Origin of the sequence: Rhizobium beringeri (genome assembly GCF_004306515.1) — a bacterium.
GTDB lineage: Bacteria > Pseudomonadota > Alphaproteobacteria > Rhizobiales > Rhizobiaceae > Rhizobium > Rhizobium beringeri.
On sequence record NZ_SILG01000005.1, the window covers coordinates 67983 to 94616 of the forward strand.

Annotated in this window: 17 protein-coding genes and 2 pseudogenes; 12 read left to right on the forward strand and 7 right to left on the reverse strand. The window is 59.7% G+C overall.

Annotated elements, in window-relative coordinates:
- Positions 1-62: 62 nt before the first annotated feature.
- A complete protein-coding gene (gene repC / locus ELH03_RS33100) occupies positions 63-1184 on the forward strand; it encodes a plasmid replication protein RepC (RefSeq protein ID WP_065276874.1) in 1122 nt (373 codons plus the stop codon).
- Positions 1185-1710: 526 nt separating this feature from the next.
- Here the strand turns inward: repC and ELH03_RS33110 are convergent.
- The 4 genes from ELH03_RS33110 to ELH03_RS33125 all read right to left on the reverse strand — a co-directional run bounded on the left by ELH03_RS33110 (position 1711) and on the right by ELH03_RS33125 (position 6954).
- Complete coding sequence (locus tag ELH03_RS33110) at positions 1711-3654, reverse strand: RiPP maturation radical SAM C-methyltransferase (protein ID WP_130806879.1); 1944 nt, start codon at positions 3652-3654, stop codon at positions 1711-1713.
- The gene (locus ELH03_RS33115; RefSeq protein ID WP_438269956.1) at positions 3602-5035 is read right to left on the reverse strand and encodes a radical SAM family RiPP maturation amino acid epimerase; all 1434 of its coding nucleotides are present in this window, start codon (positions 5033-5035) and stop codon (positions 3602-3604) included. Before ELH03_RS33115 ends, ELH03_RS33110 begins: the two co-directional genes overlap by 53 nt.
- 127 nt (positions 5036-5162) lie before the next feature.
- On the reverse strand, positions 5163-5339 hold the full coding sequence (locus tag ELH03_RS38230) for a hypothetical protein (RefSeq protein ID WP_245511909.1): 177 nt from the start codon (positions 5337-5339) through the stop codon (positions 5163-5165).
- A 310-nt stretch (positions 5340-5649) separates the two neighbouring features.
- The gene (locus tag ELH03_RS33125; protein WP_130806985.1) at positions 5650-6954 is read right to left on the reverse strand and encodes a Glu/Leu/Phe/Val family dehydrogenase; all 1305 of its coding nucleotides are present in this window, start codon (positions 6952-6954) and stop codon (positions 5650-5652) included.
- 815 nt (positions 6955-7769) lie between these two features.
- On the opposite strand from ELH03_RS33125, the gene ELH03_RS33130 reads away from it, so the two are divergent.
- The 3 genes from ELH03_RS33130 to ELH03_RS33140 all read left to right on the forward strand — a co-directional run bounded on the left by ELH03_RS33130 (position 7770) and on the right by ELH03_RS33140 (position 13013).
- A complete protein-coding gene (locus ELH03_RS33130; protein ID WP_368389698.1) occupies positions 7770-10361 on the forward strand; it encodes an aminotransferase class I/II-fold pyridoxal phosphate-dependent enzyme in 2592 nt (863 codons plus the stop codon).
- 175 nt (positions 10362-10536) lie between these two features.
- Positions 10537-11976: a biotin carboxylase gene (locus tag ELH03_RS33135; RefSeq protein WP_065276879.1), complete on the forward strand. Its 1440-nt coding sequence runs from the start codon at positions 10537-10539 to the stop codon at positions 11974-11976.
- Positions 11973-13013: a C45 family autoproteolytic acyltransferase/hydrolase gene (locus tag ELH03_RS33140; protein WP_065276869.1), complete on the forward strand. Its 1041-nt coding sequence runs from the start codon at positions 11973-11975 to the stop codon at positions 13011-13013. The genes ELH03_RS33135 and ELH03_RS33140 overlap by 4 nt, the downstream gene beginning before the upstream one ends.
- Before the next feature lie 268 nt (positions 13014-13281).
- Here ELH03_RS33140 and ELH03_RS38235 read toward each other — a convergent pair.
- Positions 13282-13435: pseudogene (locus ELH03_RS38235) on the reverse strand (IS6 family transposase); the annotation flags it as partial.
- 203 nt (positions 13436-13638) lie between these two features.
- On the opposite strand from ELH03_RS38235, the gene ELH03_RS33150 reads away from it, so the two are divergent.
- The 8 genes and pseudogenes from ELH03_RS33150 to ELH03_RS33185 all read left to right on the forward strand — a co-directional run.
- On the forward strand, positions 13639-15186 hold the full coding sequence (locus ELH03_RS33150; protein WP_065276868.1) for an ABC transporter substrate-binding protein: 1548 nt from the start codon (positions 13639-13641) through the stop codon (positions 15184-15186).
- A gap of 38 nt (positions 15187-15224) precedes the next feature.
- Positions 15225-16163, forward strand: coding sequence for an ABC transporter permease (locus ELH03_RS33155; RefSeq protein ID WP_130654390.1), 939 nt, complete (start codon positions 15225-15227; stop codon positions 16161-16163).
- 10 nt (positions 16164-16173) lie between these two features.
- Positions 16174-17025 carry an ABC transporter permease gene (locus ELH03_RS33160; RefSeq protein WP_065276866.1) on the forward strand — a complete coding sequence of 284 codons (852 nt, stop codon included), beginning with the start codon at positions 16174-16176 and terminating at the stop codon, positions 17023-17025.
- On the forward strand, positions 17022-18686 hold the full coding sequence (locus ELH03_RS33165; RefSeq protein WP_065276865.1) for an ABC transporter ATP-binding protein: 1665 nt from the start codon (positions 17022-17024) through the stop codon (positions 18684-18686). Before ELH03_RS33160 ends, ELH03_RS33165 begins: the two co-directional genes overlap by 4 nt.
- The gene (locus ELH03_RS33170; protein ID WP_065276864.1) at positions 18676-20127 is read left to right on the forward strand and encodes an amidase; all 1452 of its coding nucleotides are present in this window, start codon (positions 18676-18678) and stop codon (positions 20125-20127) included. The genes ELH03_RS33165 and ELH03_RS33170 overlap by 11 nt, the downstream gene beginning before the upstream one ends.
- A gap of 15 nt (positions 20128-20142) precedes the next feature.
- A complete protein-coding gene (locus tag ELH03_RS33175; RefSeq protein ID WP_245493635.1) occupies positions 20143-21069 on the forward strand; it encodes a MurR/RpiR family transcriptional regulator in 927 nt (308 codons plus the stop codon).
- Between the two features lie 29 nt (positions 21070-21098).
- Positions 21099-22286, forward strand: coding sequence for a serine hydrolase domain-containing protein (locus tag ELH03_RS33180; RefSeq protein ID WP_130654388.1), 1188 nt, complete (start codon positions 21099-21101; stop codon positions 22284-22286).
- Positions 22287-22327: 41 nt separating this feature from the next.
- Positions 22328-22848: pseudogene (locus ELH03_RS33185) on the forward strand (transposase); the annotation flags it as partial.
- 249 nt (positions 22849-23097) lie between these two features.
- Here ELH03_RS33185 and ELH03_RS33190 read toward each other — a convergent pair.
- Complete coding sequence (locus tag ELH03_RS33190) at positions 23098-24954, reverse strand: ABC transporter ATP-binding protein (protein ID WP_130806882.1); 1857 nt, start codon at positions 24952-24954, stop codon at positions 23098-23100.
- Positions 24955-25129: 175 nt separating this feature from the next.
- Positions 25130-26389, reverse strand: coding sequence for a Glu/Leu/Phe/Val family dehydrogenase (locus tag ELH03_RS33195; protein WP_130806884.1), 1260 nt, complete (start codon positions 26387-26389; stop codon positions 25130-25132).
- Between the last annotated feature and the right edge of the window lie 245 nt (positions 26390-26634).

Consider the following 26634-nt stretch of genomic DNA (forward strand, 5'->3'; position numbering starts at 1 on the left):
CTGATTTGTCAACGCCTACTTTGAGGCGAACGGCGAAGCGTTGCCCTGTGAAAGGGATAACTATGAGAAGCGCACAGTCGTCCGGCTGGCGCGCTCTAAAGCCGATACTATCATCGGCCGCAGAGCCAGCTACAGCTGACAAGCAAGACCTTTATCAGGCAGCGCGCATGGCTGCCCGCGTGTTGAAACTGTCGTCGAACTGCAGGTCCGTCCTCGACCAGCTTGTCGGCGTCTTCGGCGGAGAGCTGATTGAAAACCGGATGCTCATCTGGCCCTCGAATGCATTCCTAGTCGAGCGCACAGGGATGTCGGAGCGGTCTGTCCGCTATGCTCTTGAACGGCTGCTCGACGCAGGAGTGATCGGCGCGAAGGATAGTCCGAATGGCAAACGGTTCGCTCAGCGATCGCGGGGCAAAATCGTGAAGGCATATGGCTTCGATCTCTCCCCTCTTCTCGCAAGGCTGCCTGAGCTTCACGATCAGCTCCAGGTGATCGAAGACAAAGAGCGCGAGCGGTCAGCGGCCTTCGACGAACTCACCATCCATCGCAGATCGGCGCAGGAGGCGCTCAAGACACTTGCAGAGACTTTCCCGAGCATCGACGTCAGCGAGCTAAGAGCGCGTGCCCTTGAGCTTACCAGAGTAACACCGCGCAGGTCCGGAGCGGGATCGGCGGACGACGCCCGAGATGCCTGGCGCACGATCAGGGAAGAGGCGGAAGGAAAATTTCATGCCGCCTCTGCCGGCAAATCATGCCGCCACAAAGACAACAACAAATATGCCCCTGACGAGTCTTGTAACAACGGCAATGATAATCCGAAGGATCCGGAACGGGCGAGTGTGAGCTTAAACGCCGGCGATTTGGGGACAGCTTGCCCCGATGCGATGGAGTTTATAGGCGACGTGCGCAGCGACCGAGACCTGATTATGGGCGTGTCGCGCATGCGGGGCGCTTTTGGGGTGTCCGCGTCCGGCTGGGAGGAAGCAACCCGTGAAATCGGGGCGCTCTGTGCGTCTGCCACGCTCGTTTACGTGGTGCAGATGCAAACGCGGCCAGCGCCAGGATCTGATCCGATCAAGAACGCGGGCGGCTATTTCCGTGCGATGGTCCGATTGATCAAAGCCGGTCAGGTCGATCTCACGAGGGAAATCTTCAAGATGAAAATCGCACATCGGCAAAGGTAGGCTGATCGCGCCTGTTGATTTCTCACCAATAGCAAATGGCGCCGCGTAGGCATGCTATATCACCATCTTCAACGGAGATTCGAATGGACAAAATGAGCAGCAAGGCAAGCGGTTTGTGGTCATCGCCAGCTTTCCTCCAACGCAAGCGGGGCGAAGGAAGCAGCCCCCAGAAAAGCATCCTGCTTCCCGCCAGATGCGACGATTTCTGTAGCGAATAGACATCGTCGAGGCTGCGCATCTGTGACGCCGGCTGCCCATGCCGGAATAAGCAAGTTTTCCTCAACCGTCAGTTCCGGGAAAGAGGCGCGGGTCTTCCGGCGCGAAGCCGACAAGGATTACCCATTCGCGACAGACCGACATTCGCGCGATGAATTCGTGACGGCAGAGGTGGTCTCTCTCGGTCAATTTTCTTGTACCTTCTCCTTTGAGTGATGCGCAGACAAAGAGTTTGAATGGGAACAGGAAGTGCCGCTCCACAAGGTCGCCGAAATGAGAACTGACCAATCGGACCCTTCTACTTCACAGGCTAGCCGCGTCGGTCTAAATATCCTCCTGGAAACGCAGTCAGCGCCGGCATAGGCGTAGAGGGGCTCCATATCGGAAGCCCTATCAAGCGGGCGTCCAGCCGGACAATCAGCTTGCGGGCTATAAGGTCTGCAGTCGCCTCCTCGACCTCAATCACGTTCGCCCCCTTAAGCTGTCGACTCAGGCGGACCTCTGGCATGCCTTGATCAGCAGCCAGCAGGATTTCACGCGCCAAGCCTTTGACTCGCTGTTCACGCTCCACCGCTATATTGCGTGTGTCCTCCACTATAATCTCGTCACCGCTGTCGCGCATCGATAATATGGGTGGCGTCAGGCCGCACCATGCCTCGCTCCAGGCATCCATACCTTGAATAACCGCCTGAACTCCGGGTCGGCGGTTTGTGTCAAGTGGACCGAACTCACGGCCGCCATCGTTGTCGTCACCGTCTTCGAAGTGGTAAACCTGATCCGCAAGATCGCGCTCAGAGAGCGGATACACGTATCGATAGGAGGCCGCCGGACTGAGCGTCAGCCCATATTGGTCGGCCGCGCGATGATAGAGACTGAAGCGCTGGTAGCGTAATCTAACAACGTGTCCCGGGTGCAGATGATGCAGCAATGGCAACAAGCGGCACATTTGAGCGTACCAAGCGTCGCTCTCTCGGGGGAAGCCCCATAGGACGCTCCAGATGGGCCGCACGCCAAACTGGCGACACCATTTCAATAGTTGAACATTTTGTGCTGCCGTCGTTCCCTTGCCCATAAGCTTCAAAACGCGGCTATCAAGGCTCTCGATACCTGGTTGGATCCAGCGGACGCCGCCTGCGGCCAACTTCTCGACTTCATGGCGCTTCAAATTGGCTTTTACTTCAAAGAAGATGTCGAGCTTCTCGGATAAAGCGATGAGGCGAGGCAACGCTTTCTCGACGTAGTCATTCGCCAAAATGTTATCGACCGCTTCGATGCGCGACGTTCCGTAGCGAGCGGACATCTCGATCATCTCTTCTGGCGCTTGTGCAGCCGGTTTCTGACGATAAGTCATCGATGCGCCGTTCAGGCCGCAGAACGTGCAGGGGCTGCTGCGCTGCCACCAGCAGCCGCGAGAGAACTCCATCGGCAGCCCGGGATAAACGCGGTCGGCGCAGAGCGATTGCTCAAGTTCGGCAAAATAATCCGAGAAATCGGGCAGCGGCAGGGAATGTATATCCTCGACAACTGCGCGGGGCACCATGTCTCCCGTGAACGTGGCGGGATAGCCGGTCTGGCGATGAGCTGGGCCGAAAACGCCGAACGGCAGGTCGGCTGGTGGGGTGTCGCGACCGTGAGTGAGGATGTCGCGACAAAGCCCTCCGATCAGTTTGTCGGCCTCCCCCGACACGACGTAGTCGACCCACGGGAATTGCGCATGAGTAGTACGTCCCATCACGGATTCACAATTGGCACCCCCCATGAGAGTGACTAAACCTGGCGAGAGCTCGCTCAGGCGGCGTAGCAGTGCAAGCGCGGGAACGTGCTGGGTGAATGTTGAGGTGCAACCGACCATAGCCGGCCGCTCCCTCAGTATCTTGCCGCATGTCCAATCGATGAAGCCGCCGATGAGCGAACGCAGCTCTAGGAACTTCGCACGAAGCCCGGGCTCACTTTTATGCAGGCACGGATTGCGCTGGAAATACCGGTCGAGGAAGCGGGCGTGGTCCGTTTCGAAGTCTGGAAATGCTACACCTGCGAACAGCCAGTCAACAAGCGCTTCCTCCGGAGGGGAAGTCTCAAGTACACTGTAGTCGGCCAGGCCAGCGTATTCCAGAAACCAGATATTGGCATACGCTGTCCTCGAGCGCAGGCCGGCCTGCGTCAGCACCGACTTCAGCAGACCAAGCGCTAGCGACGGTCGTTCAACTGCTGACATCGGCATGTTCACCAGCACGATCGCGACATCGGTGCTCATATCGCGCCCTCGCCACCACGCCAGGCTCTTCGAGCAACCCCTTCGTATGCAGTTGGTCGAGCTCATCGGCAACACCAATGGCGCTCGCTCCATCCGTTACGACGCGAGCAACTATCTCCGACGCTGTACATTGGCCACCTGCGATCAGATCGCCAACGGAGATCGACGCGGCGTTGTCGGGCACCTGATACTCCCAGTGGCGCGAGCGGAGGAGGAAGTGATGGCGCTTGGCCTCGTACTGCAAGTCCCCGCGGAAGCGGAACGGCCGGTTGGAAGGTGGGCTATCGTGCATGTGCTCATCGATCATACTTTGGACTTCGTCTTGGAACTCGTCTGGCGTTTCGAAAAAACGTTCATCCAGGATGCGGTAACCAAGAGGCCAGCGTCTGCTCGCCGGTACCGGCGTCACCAATTGCACACGCCGCCGCGGCATATTTACGAGAAAGCCAGAAACGCAAGCGATCGTCGTGTGATCGCTCTTAGATAAGGGTGTTGCATCGCCGTTTTTGGCTACGCTGAGTTTCTCGTTTCGCGCGCGGCCGGCGAAAGCTTTTGAACTTGGCATGTCCTTGCCTTGCAGGACGAGCTCAACGCCCATGAGATCCTCGGGCGAAAATGTCGAGTGGATTTGATTGAGTTGCTCCGTGCTCAACACGGAAAAGCGATTGGTCACGCAGCGGTAGCGTTCGAACAGCTCGAGCACGCGCTTGGTGAGTGCCAGATTCTTGAGAGGCATAGCCGTCGTTGTTTGGGGCAATGTGCCGGTGATTTGATAGTAGTCGAAGAGAAAGCGGTCGTAGTCAGGATTATCCATAGGGTCTGTGGAGCAATAGCAGAAACCAGTGCTCGCTGCCGAACCAAACATTTCCCTCGCGGCGCCGACCACCCCGCGCCAGAGGTCTGCATGCTCTTTGCTATATTCAAAATAGTCCTTGAACCGGCCCGCCGAGAGGCCGCAAAACCAGCAGCCCCCGGTGCAGCCTTCGCTCAGCTCGAAGGCGATGACGGGGTGCGTAATGGACTTCGAGCAATCGCCCAACACGTCTTCGCAGCGGCGCATTTGGCGCTCACGCCACGCATGGAACCGAGGCGCAGCCACCGACATATTGCCCTCGTCCCGCAGAAGGTCGCGATTGTGCACCATCTCGCCTATATACTCACGCCAAGCTACAGCCAGTGGCCACGACGCACGCTCAGGCTTGCGATCGAATTTCAGGTAGTTTGGATGCCAGAGCGGCAGCATCTCCATCGGGTCGACTTCAATCCCGTAGCCTGCAGCTGCGGTACGAGGGTTGTCGAGATTCTCCGAAAGCGCGCTCCTGAATCCCGCGTCGCCGAGGAAGCATTCTAAGAACCGCTTGATATGGGCTAACGTGCGCATCTCTCCAGGTGTCCGCCGATCAAAGATCTGTCGATAGTGTTCTTTGGCAGAATGCGCCACGAGGTTACCTCCCATTCCCACTTTCTCATCGGTCACGGGGTGAATGAACACCCCCGTGACGGTTTGACTAGACGAGGACTGCAGCAACGACGACAATCGCCTCGGCGGCTTCAAAGACAGTCGTTGCCGCTTGCGCCGCCTCAACAGCGGTGGTGGCAGCCACGATGGTCTGGACTGCTTTGATCGAGGTCACAAGGTCCGAACCGTGCTTGCCCGCGGTCTGATCGGCCTTCTTGTCGGTCAAGCCACGCGGGCTTCTGGCCTTTATGTAACTCTTGGCCTCATCGATCGTGAAATCGTAGCCGTGGCTCTTTCCGCTCGCCACCAGCTACGCGAGACCGGTAACATTTTTTTTCACGTATTCCAGCAGGTTAGCGTCGTTCCCCAGATCGTCAATGAAACGCTCAAACTCAGATTTAGACATTGTCCTTCTCCACTTTCCGACAGGCAATGCGCCCGCATTTGCCTAAATTCTCAAATCCGGTAAGCAATTTTCTTCCAGTTGAGTTTGCAGTTGCTTCCATCGTATTTCCTCCAGCGGTTTGAGCCGTTTCTCAAGTGGCGGAGCCACACAGGCTGCCGTCTTTACCCGAGCGGCGGTGGTCTCCCTCCTCTTCTACGTCGAGCGCCTCCATAGCTGCGGCAATGCGCGAGAGCGCAAGAACGTAGGCAGCGGTGCGCAGGGTGATGTTCTTGTCTCGCGCATATGCCCAAACGGCGTCGGCTTCCCTTTCCATTGCCGTCTTCAGCCGTTCATGCACCTGTTCGAGGGTCCATCGTTCGCCCTGGCGGTTCTGCACCCATTCGAAGTAGGAAACAGTGACGCCGCCAGCATTCGCCAGGATATCCGGAAGGATTACGACGTCCATGGCCGAGAGGATCTCGTCGGCCTCCGGGGTGATCGGGCCGTTGGCGAGTTCGACAATGAGCCGGGCCTTGATGCTTCCCGCGTTGCCCTCGTGAACCGTATTCTCAATCCCGGCCAAGACAAGGATTTCGCATTCGACCGCCAGGAGCGCGTCGCGAGGAATCTCGGAGACACCAGCTGAACCTGCAATGCTAGTGACACTTCCGTGGCGCTTGGCGGCAAGCAGTTCGCCAATGTCGAGACCATCTTGGACATGGACCGCACCCTTGGAGTCCCCGGCCCCCACGATCTTGTATCCGTCGGCGGCGAGCAGTTGCGCCATGTGCTTGCCGGCATTGCCTACTCCTACGATCACCACTCGATGCCCACGCTTCAAGCCCAGCGTGTCGGCTTTATGCTTCATGATGTTATAGCCGCCGCGTGCCGTCGCATCGTCGCGCCCGAGCGAGCCGCCAAGCACGACGGGTTTGCCGGTAATCATTGATGGCGTCCTCTTGCCGACAATGGTGCTGTATTCGTCCATCATCCAAGCCATGGTCCATTCATTGGTCGCGACATCAGGGGCTGGAATGTCCCGATCCGGGCCAATGACCCTGGCGAAAGCCCGGATGTAGGCGCGTGCGAGACGTTCCAGTTCCGTGTTGGAGAGGCTGCGAGGCTCCACCTTCACGCCCCCTTTGGCGCCGCCAAAAGGCAGGTCCATCACGGCACACTTCGAGGTCATCATTAGTGCAAGCGCCATCACCTCATCGGCGTTCACTTGCGGGTGATAGCGGATGCCGCCCTTCGTTGGACCGAGGCTATCGTCATAGCGGCAGCGGAAGGCCAAAAAGGACTTGGTCGAGCCGTCGTCCATGCGGATCGACAGACGCGCCTGCGTCATCTCGAGAGCTTGTTTCAGCTTTTCGAGAACACTTGGATCAAGATCCAGGTGCTCGGCTGCTTCCAAGACGCGCTTCAGGGTATTTTCAAACAAGGACCGGCCCACAATACTTCCTTTCACAGGTTGGGGAACCTACATGTCAGCGGGCAGGCGTCCCCTGGCTCCAACCGAATGCAGTTCTTGTGTCTAAGCCGGTCCTAGCACTCGTCGTGCCAAGCCGATTGCGCGGTGATTAGCTGGGGGATTTCGGACGAATCCACTTCGCCAGGGGGTCCACAGTGCGACAGCTTTGTCAGCTTTGCGACAGGGGGTGTCTGCATGCGCTTGGCAAGGCGCAACACTGCTTTCGAGATCTGTTTAACCGCCGCTAACGACTGAGGATATGCCTCGCAGCCCTGTTGGTTTCGGCAAGCGTGATGAACATCTCGTCGCCCGTTAAAGCACCGTAATTGATCGCGTGAATCTCAGCGTGGAGCAGCGTCTTCGGCAACCATGGCCATCCAATCTGAAGCACAGCGCCGATTTCCACTGCCAGGATTTGAATCGAGCGCAGCTCATTCGACCGAGAAGCGCGTGTGCATTGGGGCTCGCCCTCTGCGGCTTCTTCAGGAGCCTCACGACATATGCGCGATTGTCGTCACCTTTGTCGGCTTCTTGACACGCCTTAAGATTCTTCGGTCCGGTATTTAATCCCGCTAAGTGTTTGCGGCAGCATCAGATTCCGGTTCTGCCCCCATCAATCGGCTTAACTGGCACGACGCTTGAAAATTGTTCTCGGGCTGCGACGGAACCCGCCGCGTCCGATGTCGCGGCATCCACCCCGCGGAGAGCGAACGGAGAAGACGATGGCAACGAGTACCCCCGAAACATCGATAAATAATTGTCTCAGCGTTTCGGAACTCCGCTCTGACAATTGGAAATCATTGGAAGACAATCTGGGGCGGCTTTCGACTATTTCCGCCGACCATGCTGATTTCATTACAACTTCTCAGCAGGTGACGCGCGTTATCGAGATTCTGTCTCCAATAGAGGCCTACCAGGCTTATCCCGGTGCACGCGCCTTCGCCAAGCTGGGGGGGATGATACAGAGACAGGAAATGGTCAGGGCGCATCTCCTGGCTCGGGGGGTTCGAAAGAAGATCGCCAGCCTGGCCCACCGTCAGCGCTACTCCGAGGTGCTGTTTGTCGGCAAGATGTCGTCCTCCGAGCAGAAGGCCCTACGCCGCAGTCTGAAGCGCAAAACCGGGATCGGCGATTTCGCCTTCGACGCTGTCTTCGTCCAGACCTTCAAGGATGCTCTGAACGCACTGCGTGTCAACCTTATCCTCCAAGCCGTGGTTATCCATGACGGCTTTGCCTTCCGCTCGCAGGATTGTCATCTGGACACGCTGCACTCGGTTCTCGACGAGCTGGAGGTCCTTTTCGAGGCCACTTCGGAGTCCGAGCGCGGCCCGCTGCTCGGCCGCGAGATTGCGAAGCTTAGGCCAGAGGTCGACCTCTATCTCGTCGCCGACTCGAATGTCGAAGACATCGCCGCGCGCATGGGCGAGACTTTTGAGCGTGTCTTCTACCGTGAGGCAGACTGCGACGAACTCTATCCCTCCATCATGCGCGACGTCGCACGGCGCTACGATGCTGACTGGTTCAATGGCGTAAAGGGTCACGCTAAACGGCCGATAAGCAACTTCCACGCCTTGACGGCTTCCCGCGGCAAATCGATCATGAATTCGAACTGGATCCGTGATCGTGCGCAGTTCTATGGCCCGACCCTGTTCCAAGCGGAGACCTCCGCTACCTCGGGCGGCCTGGATTCCCTGCTCGAGCCACGTGGCCCGCTGAAGATTGCGCAGGAAAAGGCGGCGCGCGCTTTTGGTGCCAAGCGCACCTTCTTTTGCACCAATGGCACTTCGGGGGCTAACAACATCGTGGTGCAGGCCCTTGTCAGGCGAGGCGATGTGGTAATAGTCGACCGAAACAGCCACACATCAGTGCATCGTGGGCTGATGCGGGCGGGTGCGCGGGTGGACTATCTGGATGCCTACCCGCTGAACGATTATTCCATCTATGGCGCAGTGCCCCTGGAGGAACTGAAGCGGAAACTTCTCGACCACAAGCATGCCGGCACGCTCGATCGCGTTTGTCTGCTGATCCTCACCAACTCCACCTTCGATGGTATCGTCTGTGACCCCAAGCGCGTGATGAAGGAATGCCTGGCGATCGCGCCGCATCTTGCCTTCTTGTGGGATGAGGCCTGGTTCCCCTTTGCTTACTTTAATCCGACGTATCGGCAGCGCACGGCTATGGGAGCCGCCGCCGAGCTTGAAGCGATGTTTCAGGACCCGGACTATGCCGCCAGCTATAAGGCCTTCAACGTCGAATTCGGCGCCGAAGCCTGGGCGGACGACGAAAGGATCCTGAACACGCCGCTCCTGGCAGATCCGTCGAAGGCGCGGGTCCGGGTCTATGCGACCCAGTCCACGCACAAGGGGCTGATGGCACTGCGCCAGGGCTCGATGATCCACATCAGGGATCAGGATTTTAACGAGAAAGCCTTCGGCGATGCCTATAAAACGCATACCACAACCTCACCAAACTACCAGATCCTGGCAACGCTCGACCTTGCCCGCGCACAGGTGGAGATGGAAGGTTACAAGTGCGTCCAGCACCAGCTGGAACGCGCCATGAGCCTGCGCCAGCAAGTGTCACGCGATCCGCTGCTTTCGAAGTATTTCCGGGTCCTCGGCGTCGGCGATCTCGTACCATCGGAATATCGCGAGTCGAATGCGGAATCCTATTTCGACGAGAAGTCCGGCTGGAGAAATTTCGAGAAGTCCTGGCGGACGGATGAATTCGTCCTCGACCCGACGCATATCACTCTGGACATCAGCGCGACCGGCTTGAGTGGCGACACGCTCAAGAAGCACCTGATGGATAAGTGCGATGTCCAAATCAACAAGACCACGCGCAATACCATATTGGCCATCACCACTATCGGCACCACGCGCTCCGACGTTGCCATTTTCATTCAGGAGCTGCGGAAGATCGCGCTCGACTGCGAAGAAAGAGCGCGCAATTTCTCCAAAATAGAGCGGAGCATTCACGATGATAAAGTTCGCTCGCTGACTCGGCAACAGCCCCTGCCACGCTTTTCATCTTTCCATCAGGTGTTCCGCCCGAATATGGAGACCGGAGACGGCGACATGGGCTTGGCGAACGACCTGGCCATGGAAGATGACAACTGCGAATATCTCCAGCCCGCCGACGTCGAACGCGCGATCTCCGGGGGCCGCGTCGTGGTCTCTGCGAGTCTCGTCCTCCCCTATCCGCCGGGCTCGCCCATTCTCAGCCCGGGTCAGGTGATCGACATTCCGAGCCTCAAATACCTGCGCGCGCTCGATGTTCGCGAAATACACGGCTTCGATCAGGAACGGGGTTTGCGGGTTTACAGGGAGGAAACGCTCAGCAAACTATCGAGCGCAAGAAAGTCCACTCCCGATCATGGAGGCGAGTCGTGAGCGTGCTTCTTCAAAAACATGGGGTCTCTCATCCGTCACGCGCCAATCCACATCTGCGCGTCCTGATTTTCGCTAGCAGATCGATCACACTCATCTGGAGCAGACTATGTCGACGAAGGACGAAGAAAAGAACCACGATCAAGCGCAAGAAACATTTGAACAACAAGGACTAATTATGAAAGGCATTCGCACCATCGCTGACCTTCGCGACTTCATGCGCCACAACAAGCGTCCGATCTATTTCGTCTCAGTGTCGCCTTTCAATCTGATGGGCATGGACGAATGGGTGGCGAATTTCAAGTACATCTGCTACGTCGACCCCTTCGACGGGCGGCATCCAAACGTCTTCGCTCCCTCCAAAATCCCCGATTTCAAACCGAAGAGCATCGAGGACATCACCAACCACCTGCTCCAGCACCCGGAGGTGATCGACTATATCACCAGGCGCGGCGGCCGCCCGGCCGCCGTCTTCCTGATGTTCGACGAGAAGACCGAAGAAATCTGCAAGGAACTCGGCATCGAGATCTGGCATCCTCCGGCCAAGTTGCGCCACCACTGCGACAACAAAATAGAGACCGTGCGCATCGGCAACAAGGCAGGCGTGCGCTCCGTCCCCAACACCCTTGGCCCCGCTCGCACCTATGAGGAACTTCTTACTTCGGCGAGAAAGGCCGGCATCGGCGCCGATCTCGTGGTTCAAACCGCGTTCGGCGACAGCGGCCAAACGACCTACTACATCGGCAGCGAGGATGACTACAACCTTCACGCCGCGAAAATTGCCGCGGAGAACGAGGTCAAGATCATGAAGCGCATCAAATGCCGTAGCGCCACCATGGAGGCCTGCACCACGACTTCTGGTACGCTCGTCGGCCCGCTTATGACCGAAATCGTCGGTAACCCGGAGCTGACGCACCACAAGGGTGGTTGGGCTGGCAATGAAATCTTCGCCGACGCCTTTCCCCAAAAGGTTCGCGCCGAGGCGCGCAACATGGTTCAGCGACTCGGCAACCAGTTGCGCAAAGAAGGCTATCGCGGCTATTTCGACGTCGATTTCCTCATCGATGAGAACAACGAGGTCTATCTCGGCGAGCTCAATCCGCGCATATCCGGCGCAAGCTCGCTGACCAATCACGCCCCCTTCGCATATGCCGATGCTCCGCTCTTCCTGTTTCACCTGATGGAATTTTCCGATATCGCCTACGACATCGACGTTGAGGACCTGAACGATCGTTGGGCCTGTAACGAATCCATTGAACCCTGGTTGCAGGTGATGATCAAGCAGACCGAGAAGCTCAACGAAATCGTCACCCATGCGCCGGCGACGGGCATTTACCGAATGGCGGCGGACAACAGCGTGTCCTACGACCGCTTCGCCTGTCAATGGGAGGAGATAGAGAGCGAGGAGGAGGCATTCTTCCTTTGCCTCGCAGGCCCGGGCGACAGCCTCTACTTGGGCGCCTACTTCGGAGTACTCTTAATGCGCGGGCGGGCGATGAACGACGAAGCCGAGCTGAACGAGCGCACTAGAAACTGGGTTGGGGGCATCAAGCGCATCTATGCCAGCAAGCCGCTCACCGAAATCCAGGGCGACGAAGCGACGGAGCCGGTCCGTTGAAGATTCAGGAGGACGCCATGTATCTGCAGTTCGAAGCCATAAACGAAGATGTGCCCGGTTCCAAATGGCGCCGGGTGTTCGATCGCCATTGGCCTGCCTACAGCCGATGGTTCGTGAGCGACGGTGACCGTTCACGCCCGACCTATTCCAACAGCCTCAAGGCATTGCGGACATATATGCCGAGACTGCTGCCGACCTACGAGGCTATCGTGGAGACCGCCGGAGGCGGAGATCTGGAAGCCCGCTTCCTGTCCATGTGGTGCCCGCCCTTCTATGTGGGCGGATGTTCGCAGGCGATCGTGACGGGTGCGGAGCCCTCGCTCATTCGCAACTACGACTACAGCCCGCGGCTTTTCCAAGGGACCTGGCTGGCGTCACGCTTCAACGGCAAGCGCGTCGTCGCGGTGGTCGATTGCCTTTGGGGCGTGCTCGACGGCATCAACGAGGACGGGCTGGCGGTCTCGCTCGCCTTCGGCGGGCGCACAGCCGCGGGGGAGGGATTCGGCATCCCGGTGGTGCTGCGCTACGTGCTGGAGTTTGCCAACACCACGGCCGCAGCCGTCGCCATGCTCCGAAGTATTCCCGTGCACATGTCCTATTCCATCGCGCTGATCGACCGTAAGGGAAACCACGCGACCGTCTACGTAAACCCCGATCGTCCGGCGGAAGTGGTGGAGCGGCGCGTCAGCACCAACCACCAGCACGGCGTAGAATGGGCGTGCCACGCCGAGATCACCAATTCGGTCGAGCGCGCGGCGGCGGTGGAGAAATTGCTGCCGCTCTCGGCGAGTATCAAGGAGGTTCTTTCCGGCTTCCAGCGCCCCCCCATCTACCAGACAAACTACGGACATCGCTGCGGCACGCTGTACACCGCCGTCTATCGGCCGTTCGACGCCTCGGTGGAGCTGGTCTGGCCGGGGTCAGTTTGGCGGCAATCCTGCGCCGATTTCCAGGACGAGGTGCGCACCCTCCGCTTCAACGACGGGAAGTTCGGCGGCCTAGCCCCGACCTTCAGCCAAGTCACAGTGAGCAGTTGACGATCTTGTAAATCGATCATTTTGACATCGTAACGGCCAGGCCACGGGGCCGGTGACGACGCAGAGTTTCTCGTTGCAACCGGCTGATCAACGCGGTGTCAGCAATCCAGACTAGGTTCCAGCTCCGCGCGCATTGGCCAATGTTGCGCTCCCGCGCCGCGCCGCACCGCGCCTCGGCGAGCGACCACGTTGCAGGCGTCATCGACAACTTGAGGCGAATCGAGGACGACAGCAATGGGGTCGGCCGGACTGCATCTGTTCTCAATCGAAAGGCGAGGAACCAGCGGTTGATCATGCTTTGGTCCACTTCGAAGCCGCGCTCCTGGAACTTCTCTTCAAGGTCTCGGTGGCTGAGCTAATAGCGCAAGTACTAGCTCAGCGCCTGCACGACCATCGGCCTCAAAATGCCGCCCTCGAATCACTTTCGACTGGCTCGGCTTCTCGAAGAATGCGTCGCCGTCCTCTTCGTGCGTTTCGTCGCCGTCGCTGGCTAAGGTGCTGGGGCTTGCGATCCACAAACGAGATTATGTTATATTTACAACTTGAAGGTTGACAAAAGTTAATAATCCCACATAACCTCTCCTCATGCCGAAAGGCACAAAAGGAATATCGGGAGGAGAACAAGATGAATTCCTTGAGCGGATTCTGCCCACGGGGTGCGGGCGCGGTGTTGCACGGCGCTGCCCTCGTCGCTATGGGTTTATGTTGGACCGTGCCGGCCTTCGCCGACGATGTGATTCGCATCGCTTCGCCCTACCAGACTACGACGCTAGATCCGATGCGCTCCTCGGCGGCCGGCAACATCGAAACCTACGGCCAACTTTATTCGCGCCTTCTGCGCCGCAACTCCGAAACGGGTGCGCTGGAGCCGGGGCTCGCCGAGAAATGGGAAATTTCACCGGACGGCAAAACCTACACGTTCCATCTGCGCGATGCCCAGTTCTCGGACGGTTCTCCGATCACGGCTGCCGACGTGGCCTTCAGCCTCGACCGTATCCGGAGCGACAGGAAATCGACTTATCCTGCGCCGCTGGGGGCCGTGGAATCGGTGACAGTGGCGGATGCGAAAACCGCGGTAGTCACACTCAAGTCGGCCTTCGCGCCGTTCCTTGGCAACGCGGAAATCTGGAACATGGGCATCATCTCGAAGACCGATGTCGAGAAGCGCGGCGAAGAGGCAGCTTTCGCCACGGTCCCGGTTACTTCCGGCCCGTATGAAGTCAAACAGTGGAAGCCGAACGAGAAGCTCGTTCTCCAACCCAATACGCACTACTGGCGCAAGGGTTATCCGAAGTCGAACGCCACGGTGGAACTGATCGAGATCACATCTCCCGAAACCCGCATCGCCATGCTGAAGGCAGGCGAGATCGACGTGGTGCGCGCGGTACCGTGGGCGCAGATCGATGAGCTGAAGGCGGCCGAGTCGGTGGATATGCGGCTTGAGCCTTCGACGACGATTTACATGACCCTGCTAAACCATAAGCGTGAGCCCTTCTCCAACCCGAAAGCGCGGCAGGCGGCAGGCTTGGCAATCGATAACAAGGCCATGGCCGCGGCCATCACGCGTGGCTATGCCGAACCGGCGAACACCACGCTGCCGGGCAGCCTCGATTTCCATGACAAGGATTATCCGGGCATCCCGCACGATCCCGCCAAGGCAAAGGAATTATTGGCCGAATCCGGCATGGTGGGGCGCGAGGTAAAGATCCTGGCGGCCGCCGATGGGCCGTCCCAGCAGACGGCGCTGCTAATCCAGGCCCAATGGCAAGCGATCGGGTTAAAGCCGGTGATTGTTAATGTCGATAGCGGCGCTTGGTGGGATGCGACCGGCAAAGGCGATTACGACGCCGCAGCCAACTGGTGGTACAACGAGACCCCCGATCCAGACCTTGCCGTGCGCTGGGCCGTGTGCGGATCCTGCGGCTCGAACTCCTACAACACCTTCTATGCGAACCCGAAGGTGGACGCGCTCGTCGAGCAGGGCACTAAGGAGGCTGATCGGGCCAAGCGCGCGGAAATCTACAAGGAGATTCAGAAGATCACCACAGAGGAGGTGGCACAGATCCCCCTCTACTATGCGCCAAACCCGGTTGCCTACTCCAAGCGTCTCCAGGGTCTCAAGCTGACGCCCTCGCTACAGTGGACGTTGGAAGAAACCTCCATCGGCCAGTGAGTCGCCTTCGCCCCTGACGCTTGAACAGGAGAACCGGATTGCCCCTTCTGCAACTCATTACGCGGCGCCTGCTGCAATTGATCGGTGTGCTTGCTGGTATCAGCCTCGTGACGTTCCTCTTGGTGCACATGGCGCCGGGCGATCCCGCGCGGCTTCTTGCCGGGGAGAGGGCGAGTGCTGAAACCATCGCGGCGATTCGCTCGCAATATGGCCTAGACTTGCCGCTCTGGCGGCAGTTTCTGACCTATCTCGCCAATCTCACTTCGGGCGATATCGGGCTGTCGCTCCGCTTTCAGCGACCGGTGAGCCAGCTTATCGAACAGTTCATGTGGCCGACGCTGTTCCTCACCGGCTATGTACTGTGCTTCGCCATCCCACCGACAGTCGTGCTCGCCATTGTCGGCGCCCGGCGTCCCGGCGGCATGGCCGACCAGATCATTCGTCTGGTTGGGATTGCCGGTCTCACAATCCCGGTGTTCTGGCTGGGCATCATGATGTCGCGCGTCTTCGGCGTCAGCCTCGGCTGGTTTCCCGTCTCGGGCTACGGCACCGGTTTCACCGGCCATCTTCATCACCTGTTCCTGCCGGCCTTGTCGACCGCGATCTGGCTGGTGCCGGTTCTGACTCAGAGCCTTCGCGCCGCCCTCATCGAAAAGACAACGGCCGACTTCGTCACAGCCGCGCGGGCGCAGGGCGCCACAGAGCGGCAGATATTCTGGGAGACCATGTTGCCGAACGCTGTGCTGCCGACGCTCAACCTGCTCGGCGTCATGGTAGGCTTCATGATCGGCGGCGCCGTGATCGTCGAAACCGTCTATGCGGTGCCTGGCCTCGGCACGCTGATGGTCAACGCGCTGCTCGGTCGCGACTACTATGTCGTGCAGGGCCTGACGCTTATTTTCGCGGTCTCGACCGTCTTGATCACGCTGATGGTGGACCTGCTCACCGCGTTCATCGACCCGCGCGTTCGGCTTTGAGGAGATTGCCATGGATTACAGTCCGATTGTGGTGCAAACCGCACCGTCGGTTCCCAACATTACCCCTACCATGCTGGTTGCACTGGTGATTCTCGGCGGATGGCTGTTGACGGCGCTGGCCGCCCCGGCGATCGCGCCCTATGATCCTGATGCCATCGACATCATGAATATGCTTTCGCCGCCGAGTGCCGCTCATTTGTTCGGCACGGACCAAGTCGGTCGCGACGTCTTCTCGCGGGTACTTTTCGCAAGTCGGGTCGATCTGCTGCTGTGCGTGGCCGGGGTGCTTCCGCCCCTCTTGATTGGCACGACGATCGGGCTGCTGAGCGGCTATTTCGGAGGTGTGGTCGATAACGTGTTCATGCGCATCTATGACCTGACCGTCGCGTTCCCCTTCTTTGTTCTCGTGCTGGCCATTGTCGGCGTGCTCGGGCCGGGGCTCCTCAACTTCATCCTGGCGCTGACCCTCGTCGGCTGGGTCAGCTATGCGCGGTTGGTGCGGGCGCAGGTACTGACGATCCGCGAAAGCGAGTACATTCAGGCGGCAAAATGCCTCGGCTATGCTCCAATCGCCATCCTCAGCCATCATGTGCTGCCGAACGCCATCGGACCGGTCATCGCCTACGCAGCCAGCGACGCGGTGCTCGTCATGCTCGCCGGTGCAAGCTTCGGCTTTCTCGGCATGGGCGCGCAGCCCCCGCTCGCTGAATGGGGCGTGATGATCGCCGACGGTCAGGCCTTCGTGCAGCAAGCCTGGTGGATCTGCCTGTTTCCGGGATTGGCGGCCATTTCGCTCGGCCTGGGATTTGCTCTGCTCGGTGATGGACTGGGGCACATACAGCGGACGGGAGTTACGGCATGAGCGGGCCGGAAACGGACAAGCCGCCGCTGCTTGACGTTAAGGATCTGTGCGTCAGCTTCGCTGGCTTCGCAGCGGTGAAGAACGTATCGTTCACGCTCCAGCCGGGAGAAATCCTCGGCATCGTCGGCGAAAGCGGTTCGGGCAAATCCGTGACCTGCCGCGCCGTGATGCGGCTGTTGTCGGCTACGGCACGCGCCGACGGCACGGTTAAGCTCGACGGACGCAACCTGCTGACGCTCGGCGACGACGATCTGTGTGCCATTCGCGGCCGCGACATCGGCATGATCTTCCAGAACCCGGCATCGCATCTCGATCCACTGCGCCGCATCGGTCAGCAGGTCGCGGCGCCGATGATCCGTCACCTCGGGATCGGTAAGCGCGAAGGCTTACAACGCGCGATCAAGCTGCTGGAGGACGTCGGCATCCGCGAGCCGGAAAAGCGCGCTCGCTCCTATCCGCACGAGTTTTCTGGCGGAATGAAACAGCGGGCGATGATTGCCGCTGCAATCGGTTGCCAGCCGAAGCTGTTGATCGCCGACGAGCCGACGACCGCTCTCGACGTCACGGTGCAGGCACGCATCCTGGAACTGCTCAAGGAGCTCAATCGAAAGAGCGGGCTGGCGATGATCCTGATTTCGCATGATCTCGGCGTCGTCGCGGATATCTGCTCGCGCGTCGTGGTCATGCGCCATGGCGAGGTGGTAGAGCAGGGGCCGATCGACGAGGTCATCAACCGGCCACGCCACCCCTATACAAGGCTACTGATCGATTCCCAGCCTGGCCGCAAGAATTATAGCATGGCGGTCGATCCAGATCAGGCAACTCCGCTGCTCCACGTCGAAAACCTCTCGGTGACGTTTCCCTTCGGGAAGAGTTTGCTCGACAATTTCGGAAGCAGCAATTCCTTCCGCGCTCTTGACGGCATAGATCTTAAGATCAATACCGGCGAAACAGTTGGCATCGTCGGCGAAAGCGGCTCCGGCAAGAGCACGCTTGCCCGGTCGATCATTCGCCTGAACACCACGAGCGGCGGTGCAATCCGCCTGGACGGTCAGGATGTTGGGTTGCTCAGCGGCGAGGCACTGACGGCGTTCCGTCGCCGTGTGCAGATGGTGTTCCAGAACCCGTACGATTCACTCAATCCGCGGCTGACCATTGCCGAGGCCGTCGCCGAGCCGATTTGGCGGCATGGTATCGCGGACCGAAAGGCGGCGCGGAAAGAGGCCGACCTCTTGTTGGATATGGTTGAATTGCCGAGCAGCCTGCGCGATCGACGGCCACAGCAGCTTTCCGGCGGCCAATGCCAGCGCGTCGGCCTTGCCCGAGCGTTGGCGCTGAAGCCGCAGCTTCTCATCGCGGACGAAATCACCTCGGCCCTCGATGTCACGACGCAGGCGCAGATCCTGGAATTGCTCGTGCGGCTCCAGCGTGAGCGCTCGCTGACGCTGCTCTACATCTCGCACGATCTCGCCGTAGTGAGCAGTCTGTGCCAGCGTGTCTATGTCTTCAAAGCCGGGCGCGTCGTTGAGCAGGGAGTGGCGCGGCATGTCCTGTTCACGCCGCAGGACCCTTATACTCAGGCACTAGTCGGCTCGCTCGCTCGGCTGCCGGCGGCCCGGACAATTCCACCTTCACAACCGGTAGTGACCCATGCGCCTTGATGAATATGCAGCCCATGATGGAACCGGCCTCGCCCACCTGCTGGCGAAAGGCGAGGTCACGCCAAAGGAGCTCGGCCGGTGCGTCGAACAGGCCGTCGCGGCCGTGAACCCTGCACTGAACGCCGTCATCGAACTCTATCCGGACGCGCTCGAGATCCTGCCGGAGGTGGCGTCCGCCACCCCCTTCGGCGGAATTGCCACCCTCACCAAGGACTTCCCAATCGAAGCGGGCCGCCCGGCCGACTTCGGCAGCCGACTCGCACAAGGTTTCCGCGCCGGCCATGACGCCGTCTACTGGACGCGGTTGCGCGCCGGCGGCCTAAACAATGTCGGCCGCACGACGAGTTCCGAATTCGGCGTGCCGGCGGTGACGGAATCCGCCCTCTACGGCGCAACGCGCAATCCTTGGAATCCGGAGCGCGGTGTTGCGGGTTCCAGCGGCGGCGCGGCCGCGGCTGTTGCCGCCGGCATCGTGCCTTTTGCGCAGGGCAGCGACGGCGGTGGATCGATTCGGAATCCGGCCGCGTTCTGCGGCTTGATCGGTCTGAAACCTTCACGCGGGCGGGTTACGGGCGCGCCGAATGGGAATGCCCCGCTTCTCGGCTTGGCAACGGTCTTTATGCTGACACGCTCAGTCCGCGATACAGCAGCCCTGCTCGACCTGTGCCATGGCCCGGATGCCGGCGACGGCTATGAGATCGTGCCGCCAGTGCGCACCTATCTCGATACCATCAAGCGACGGCCGAAGGGGCTGCGCATCGCCCTTTGCACGCGCTCGTGGTCCGGTGTGCAGATCGACCCGCAGGTTGTCACCGCGGCCAGATCCGCAGCGGAGCGGCTTTCATCCCTTGGCCACCATGTCGAGGAGGCGTCGCCGGACTTCGACTATCCGGACTTCCTCCAGGCGCAGAAGGTCATCTGGGCCGCCGACGCCGCCGCGCATATGCCGGCGATGGCGCGGCATATGAACCGCTCGCTCAAGGAAATGCTTGGCACAAGCGTATATGCTCTTTATCGATGGGGGCTTGGCATTAGCGGTGCACAGCTTATCGACGCGCTTGCCGCCTATGATCGGGTGACGCGGCAGGTCGGGCGCTTCCTTGCAGAATATGATCTCTTGCTGACACCGACCACCGCAATGCTCCCGGAGTTAATCGGCACGTTTGATCCCGATCGAGCGGGCATCGATGCGGAAGATGTATTCAATGATCTTGCGCCGAAGGAGACCTATACTGCATTGTTCAATGCGACGGGACAGCCCGCAATTTCCCTGCCACTTGGACGCAGCCGGGATGGTCTACCGATCGGGATTCAGCTTGTCGCCCGTTTCGGACGGGAGGATCTGCTGCTTGCGGCGGCGCGGCAAATCGAGGAAGAGGTGGACAGAACTCCCGGCGTCTGGGGGCAGGGGCGTCCAGCCATTCACGCCGGCGATTTCTAGGAGTCTGTCACTGTGGTGAAAGCACGAAGCGGCAAAAATGCTAAGGGATCGAGCGACGTTGAGCAGAAGATAGACATCGAAGCGATCTTGCGCGACCGCATGTCCGATTTCTCGCCCTCGGAGCAAAGCCTGGCCGCCTATATCTTGGATAATATCCAGATATTGCCCTTCGAGACCGGCAGCAGCATAGCTGAGGCGGTGGGCGTCAGCGAAATGACCGTCACGCGGTTCGTTCGTGGCCTCGGTTTCGAGAACCTGCGAGACCTCAAGAAGCGGTTGCGCGTCGCGGTCGCGGAGAAGGACAGCGAAGTCGACGACTATATGGCCCGCTTTCCGATGCGCGAAGGCCGACAGCAGATGCTGCAGGAAAGCCTGCGGCTGGAACTCGACGCTATCGTGAAGGCCTACGCCTTGACTACCACCGACGCGTGGGACGAGGCCGCAAACCTGCTCGCGAAGGCGCGCACCATCTATGTCGTCGGCTTCCAGGCCTCGAAGGGGCTGGCCATGGATTTCGCCAGCCGCCTGCTCTGGGCGCGCTCTAACGTGATTTTCATCGACAACGCTTCGGGCACGTTTGGCGAGATCATCAATGCAGATCCCAAGCAGAGCGCAGTCGTTCTCGTTGACACGGCCTCGTACGCGACGCGCGGCATCAAGCTGCTGGAGAAGCTGAAGTCGATGGACATGCCGTTGGTCATCGTCACCGACAAGTTCAGTCACTGGGCTTTTGCCTATACGCGCTTCGTCTTTGAGGCGCATACCCATGTGAAAACCTTCTGGGATTCTACGGCAAGCCTCAGTGTGGTACTCAATCTGCTCATCGACGCCGTTGCCATCAAACTAGGGCCGAAGGCTAAGGCGAACTTCGCCATGATGAGCGACATGGGCACCCTCTTCGGGGAGTTCGTCGGAGGCAGCTATCTCCGCCGTAACGATTGATCCATCCCAAACCGCAAACGAGAGCATGCATGACCAGTATTTCGCCATTCCGTGATCCGACTGCACCCGGCAATCCTCTCTTTCCGAGGCAAGACTGGGACCGCGCGCCCTGGAATCGCTGGACGTTCCAACATGTCCGGGATCTGCTGCCGACCACAAAGGTCTGGCGCGGAGCGGGGCCAGCAAGCCTGTTGTTGGCCGATCTTCGGGATATCGATGTCATTCCCTTCGTGGCGGAGGGGGAGGCCCATACCATTGGCAGCTTCCTCGAGACGAGCTATGCCGATGGTTTCCTGGTGCTCCATGGCGGCAAGATCGTTGCCGAGCACTACCTGAACGGCATGACGTCGCATACCCAGCACCTGTCGCAATCTGTTGCCAAGTCTGTCGTCGGCACCGTGGCGGGCATCCTAATCGGCCGAGGAGTGGTCGACCCGGCCGCGTCCCTGACGCATTATCTGCCGGAGCTGGAGGCGACCGCCTACCGCGGCGCTACTGTCCAGCACGTGCTCGACATGACCAGCGGCGTGGTCTTCGACGAGACTTACACTGCGCCCGACTCCCACATGGCGCAGCTGGATGTCGCCAGCGGCTGGAAGAATGGTCAGAACCCGAACTGGCACAAGAATATCTGGGACCTGGTCCTGTCTTTGAAGGATCTAGAGTGCCCGCACGGTACCTCCTTCCGCTATCGCTCGATCGAGACGGATGTACTATCCTTCGTTCTCGAGCGCGCCGCCGCTACCCCGCTTGCAGAACTCGTCAGCCGTGAATTGTGGGCGCCGATGGGGGCGGAGGAAGACGCCTATTTCACCGTGGACGCTGCGGGCTATGCTCTGGGTGACGGCGGGTTCAATGCGACTCTTCGCGACTATGCTCGTTTCGCCCTGCTGCATCTTCGCGGCGGCGAGATCAACGGGCGGCGTATCGTCCCCAGCGAGTGGATTGCCGGGACACGGTTCGGGGCAGATCCGAAACTCTTCGGCGGCATCTATCAAGAGGTTCTGCCGGCCGGCGCATATCACAACCAGTTCTGGATCGAGGATACTGCACGCGGCGTCTACATGGCCCGCGGGGTTTTCGGGCAACTGATTTACATCGACCCGGTGGCGGATTTCGCGGCGGTTGTCCTGTCGAGCTGGCCGGAATTTGTCAGCACGACGCGGACGCGGACAGCGCTGGCGGCGGTGACGGCTGTAAGAGAAGCGCTGTTGTAGTAGCAATCGGGCTATTCCCCTGTTCAGGTTGACGTGATCGCGAGAAGCTACACCGACATCGCTCAACCATTTTCCTGAGCTGCGCCGCAACACGTTCGAGGATCAGCAGATACCGGATCTCAACGGCTACTACTGCGTGACGGCGAATGCGATGGCACGTGAGCGACGTGCCAAGCTGCGTAAGCTTGCGCGGTTCTCGCTTCTGCGTCAGTCGGTGATCGGGCGCATCCTGCATGGCTGGTCGCCGCAGCAGATTGCCGGTCGGATGCGACCGGAGCGGCATCCGATCTCTATCATCATGAGACGATCTATAACTTCGCCTATTTCTCGGACGGTCACGCCATCAAACTGTGGGGACACCTGCCGGAGCATCGTCCAGACGCCGGCCCGGTACGCCAGGCGCCGTCATGTCCGGGTTTTTAGCCGGGAGGTCAACATTCTGAACCCCGATGTGGTCGCCGCACGCAAGCAGTTCGGGTATCGGGAATGCGTTCTGATGCAGTTCCGCAAGAAGTTCGGAAAGGCCAACGTGACGTCGCTGGTCGAACGGGTCATCCGATTCCGATGATGGACGACTTAACAGGCTGCTGAAATTGACGCTGCGTTGCCGGCGCCCTTCCTGCCGCGCGACGCGATCGTCGCCGAGGCCATTGCCACTTGGATCGGCCAGAAGGAGCACTCATCGAACATCACGGCGTGATCGATCAAGCCGACAGCTTATGAAATGAGGTAACCGCTGCCGGTCGTCAGCACCGTCCGGCAAGAATTCAAGAGGCCCTCCCCGCTTCCGTGGGGAGGGCCTCATTTCTTCCTATTCCGCCGCCACTTCCGCTTCCTCGGGGTGATTGGAGAGGGAGCCGCCGGACTGGCGGTTCCAGAGGTCGGCATAGATGCCGCCTCCCGCGATCAGTTCGCTGTGCGAACCGGCCTCTATGATCCGCCCCTTGTCGAGCACGATCAGCCGGTCCATCTCCGTAAGCGTCGAAAGTCGGTGGGCGATCGCGATCACCGTCTTGCCCTCCATCAAGGTGAAGAGGTTTTTCTGGATCGCCGCCTCGACTTCCGAATCGAGTGCCGAGGTTGCCTCGTCGAGCACCAGGATCGGCGCGTCCTTCAGGAAGACGCGGGCGATCGCGATGCGCTGCCGCTGGCCGCCGGAGAGTTTGACGCCGCGTTCGCCGACTTGCGCGTCGAGCCCCGCGCGGCCCTGCATATCGACGAGGCCTTCGATGAACTCCCAGGCATTGGCGCGTTTGGCTGCCTCGATGACCTCGTCGTCCGTTGCTTCGGGACGACCATAGGCGATGTTGTCGCGGATCGAGCGATGCAGCAGCGAGGTGTCCTGCGTCACCACGCCGATCAGCGAGCGCAGGCTTTCCTGCGAGACGCCGGCGATGTCCTGCCCGTCGATGGTGATGCGGCCGGCCTCCAGGTCGTAAAAGCGCAGCAGCAGGTTCATCAGCGTCGTCTTGCCGGCGCCGGAGCGGCCGACCAGGCCGACCTTCTCCCCCGCCTTGATGTCGAGCGACAGGTTGTCGATGACGCCCTTGCTCTTGCCGTAGTGGAAGCGGATGCGGTCGTAGTGAATCGCACCCTTCTTCGCCGTCAGGGTGGGTGCGCCCGGCTTGTCGACGATGTCATGCTGTTTGCTCATCATCTCCATGCCATCATAGACCGTGCCGATATTCTCGAACAGCGCCGAGACTTCCCACATGATCCATTGCGACATGAAGTTGAAGCGCATGGCAAGACCGATGGCGATGGCGATGGCGCCGACCGAGATCGCTCCGTTCAGCCAGAACCAGATCGACTGGCCCGAGATGACGAAGAGCGCAACACAGTTGTTCAGGTAGACGCAGATGTGGAAGAGTGCCACCTTGCGCAACTGCTTGTGCACGATCTGCAGGAACTCGTCCATACTTTCCTTGGCATAGACCTCCTCGCGGCCCGCATGCGAAAACAGCTTGACTGTCGCGATATTCGTATAGCTGTCGACCACACGTCCCGTCATCATTGAGCGCGCATCCGCCTGCGCCGCCGCGATCTTGCGAAGCCGCGGCACGAAATAGGCGACGATGCTGATATACACCCCGAGCCAGACGAGGATCGGGATCATCAGCCGCCAGTCGGCTGCCGCAATCACGATGATCATCGTCAGGAAGTATGTCACGACATAGACGAAGACATCGAGGATCCTGATCACCGTTTCGCGTACCGCAATCGAGGTCTGCATCACTTTGGTCCCGACGGACCCGGCCGCCTCGTTGGCGAAGAACGACATGCTGTGGCGCAGCAGGAAGCGGTGCATCTGCCAGCGTGCGCTCATCTGATAATTGCCGAGCATCACCTGATGCATGATGAAAGTCTCGAGCCCGGCCGTCAGCGGCAGGCCGACCAGCACCAGCGCCGCCATCCAGAAAAGCTTGTGGCCTTCTCTCTCCAGGAATGTGGCACGGTCGGCATGGGTCAGCCAGCCGACGATGTCGCCGAGGAACTGGAAGAGGGCCACTTCGCCGATAGCGATCAGCGCCGTCAGCACGGCCATCAAGCCGAGCCAAGGCGCAGCCGGTTTGCTGTAGTGCCAGCAAAAAGCAAAGAGACCTTTAGGAGGGGCGACGGGCTCCTCGCTCGGAAAGGGATTGAGGCGCTGTTCGAACCAGCCAAACATTGATTGCTCCAAGCGGTTGCTCTCAGTTGATTTTCCCATCGTCGTCACGACGTTTCCTCCAGGTTTTGGGCCGTTTCTCGAGTGACGGCAGCAACCAGGCTGCCGTCTTTACCCGAGAACAACTTTCAATCGTGGTTTCAGATGGCGCTGGAGGCGCAGCGGGGGCGGTCTCACCTCAAGCCTGAAAAAACTTGTCCGTTCCGAGGGCCTCCATAGCTGCGGCAATCCGAGAGAGCGCAAGAACGTAGGCGGCGGTGCGCAGGGTGATGTTCTTGTCTCGCGCATATGCCAAAACGGCGTCGGCTTCGCTTTCCATCTTCGTCTTCAGCCACGCATGAACCTGTTCGAGGGTCCATCGTTCGCCCTGGCGGTTCTGCACCCATTCGAGGTACGAGACCGTGACGCCACCCGCATTCACGAGGATATCGGGAATGATTTCGACGTTCATGGCCTCGAGGATCTCGTCGGCCTCCGGGGTGACCGGGCCGTTGGCGAGTTCGACAATGACCCTGGCCTTTATGCTTGCCGCGTTGCCCTCGTGAACCATGTTCTCTACCGCTGCTAAGATGAGGATGTCGCATTCGACCGACACGAGCTCGTCGCCAGAAATCTCGGACACACCAGCTGAACCTGCCATGCTAGTGACACTTCCATGGCGCTTGGCGGCCAGCAGTTTGCTGATGTCGAGGCCCGCCGGGGCATGGACCGCACCCTTGGAGTCCGAGACCGCGTTGATCTTGCATCCGTCGGCGGCAAGCAGCTTGGCGATGTGCTTGCCGGCATTGCCAAATCCCTGGATCGCCACTCGTGTTCCATGCTCCAATTTGAGAGTGTCGGCTTTATATCGCATGATGTTATAGGCTCCGCGTGCTGTCGCATCGTCGCGCCCGCGCGAGCCGCCAAGGGCGACGGGTTTGCCGGTAATCACCGCTGGCGTCCTCTTGCCGACAATGGTGCTGTATTCGTCCATCATCCACGCCATGATCTTTTCATTGGTGCCGACATCAGGAGCTGGAATGTCCCGATCTGGACCAATGACCGCAGCGAAAGCCCGGATGTAGGCGCGGCCGAGGCGTTCCTGCTCCGTGTTGGAGAGGCCGCGAGGATCCACCTTCACGCCGCCCTTTCCGCCGCCGAATGGCAGGCCCATCAGCGCGTTCTTCAAGGTCATTAGCAGGCCAAGCGTTTCCACCTCATCGGCGTTCACCATCTGATCCCAGCGGATGCCGCCCTTCGTAGGACCGAGGCTATCGTCATAGCGACAGCGCCACCCGATAAAACACTTGGTCGACCCGTCGTCCATGAGGATCGACAGACGCGCTTGCGTCGTCTCGAGCGGTTGCTTCAGCCTTTCGACAAAACCTGGATCAAGATCCAGGTGCTCGGCTGCTTCAATGACGCGTTCCAGCGCAATTTCCAGCAGGGGGTTCTTCATAGTTAGTTCCTCACTTTCAAAGGTTGGGAGACTTGCACGTCAGCGGCCAGGCGTCCCCCTGCACCAACCCGATGCAGGTTTGTGCCTGAGTCCCCCTAGGACTCGTCGTGCCAAGCCGATCGCGCGGTGATAACTTGCGGTTTCGGCGAGTTTGCTTTTCGCCAGGTTCCGCAGTGCGACAGCTTTTAGGGCCCCAGTTTTGGTCTGCCCTTCAACCGGGAGTGACGTTGCCCGAGGAGTCGCCC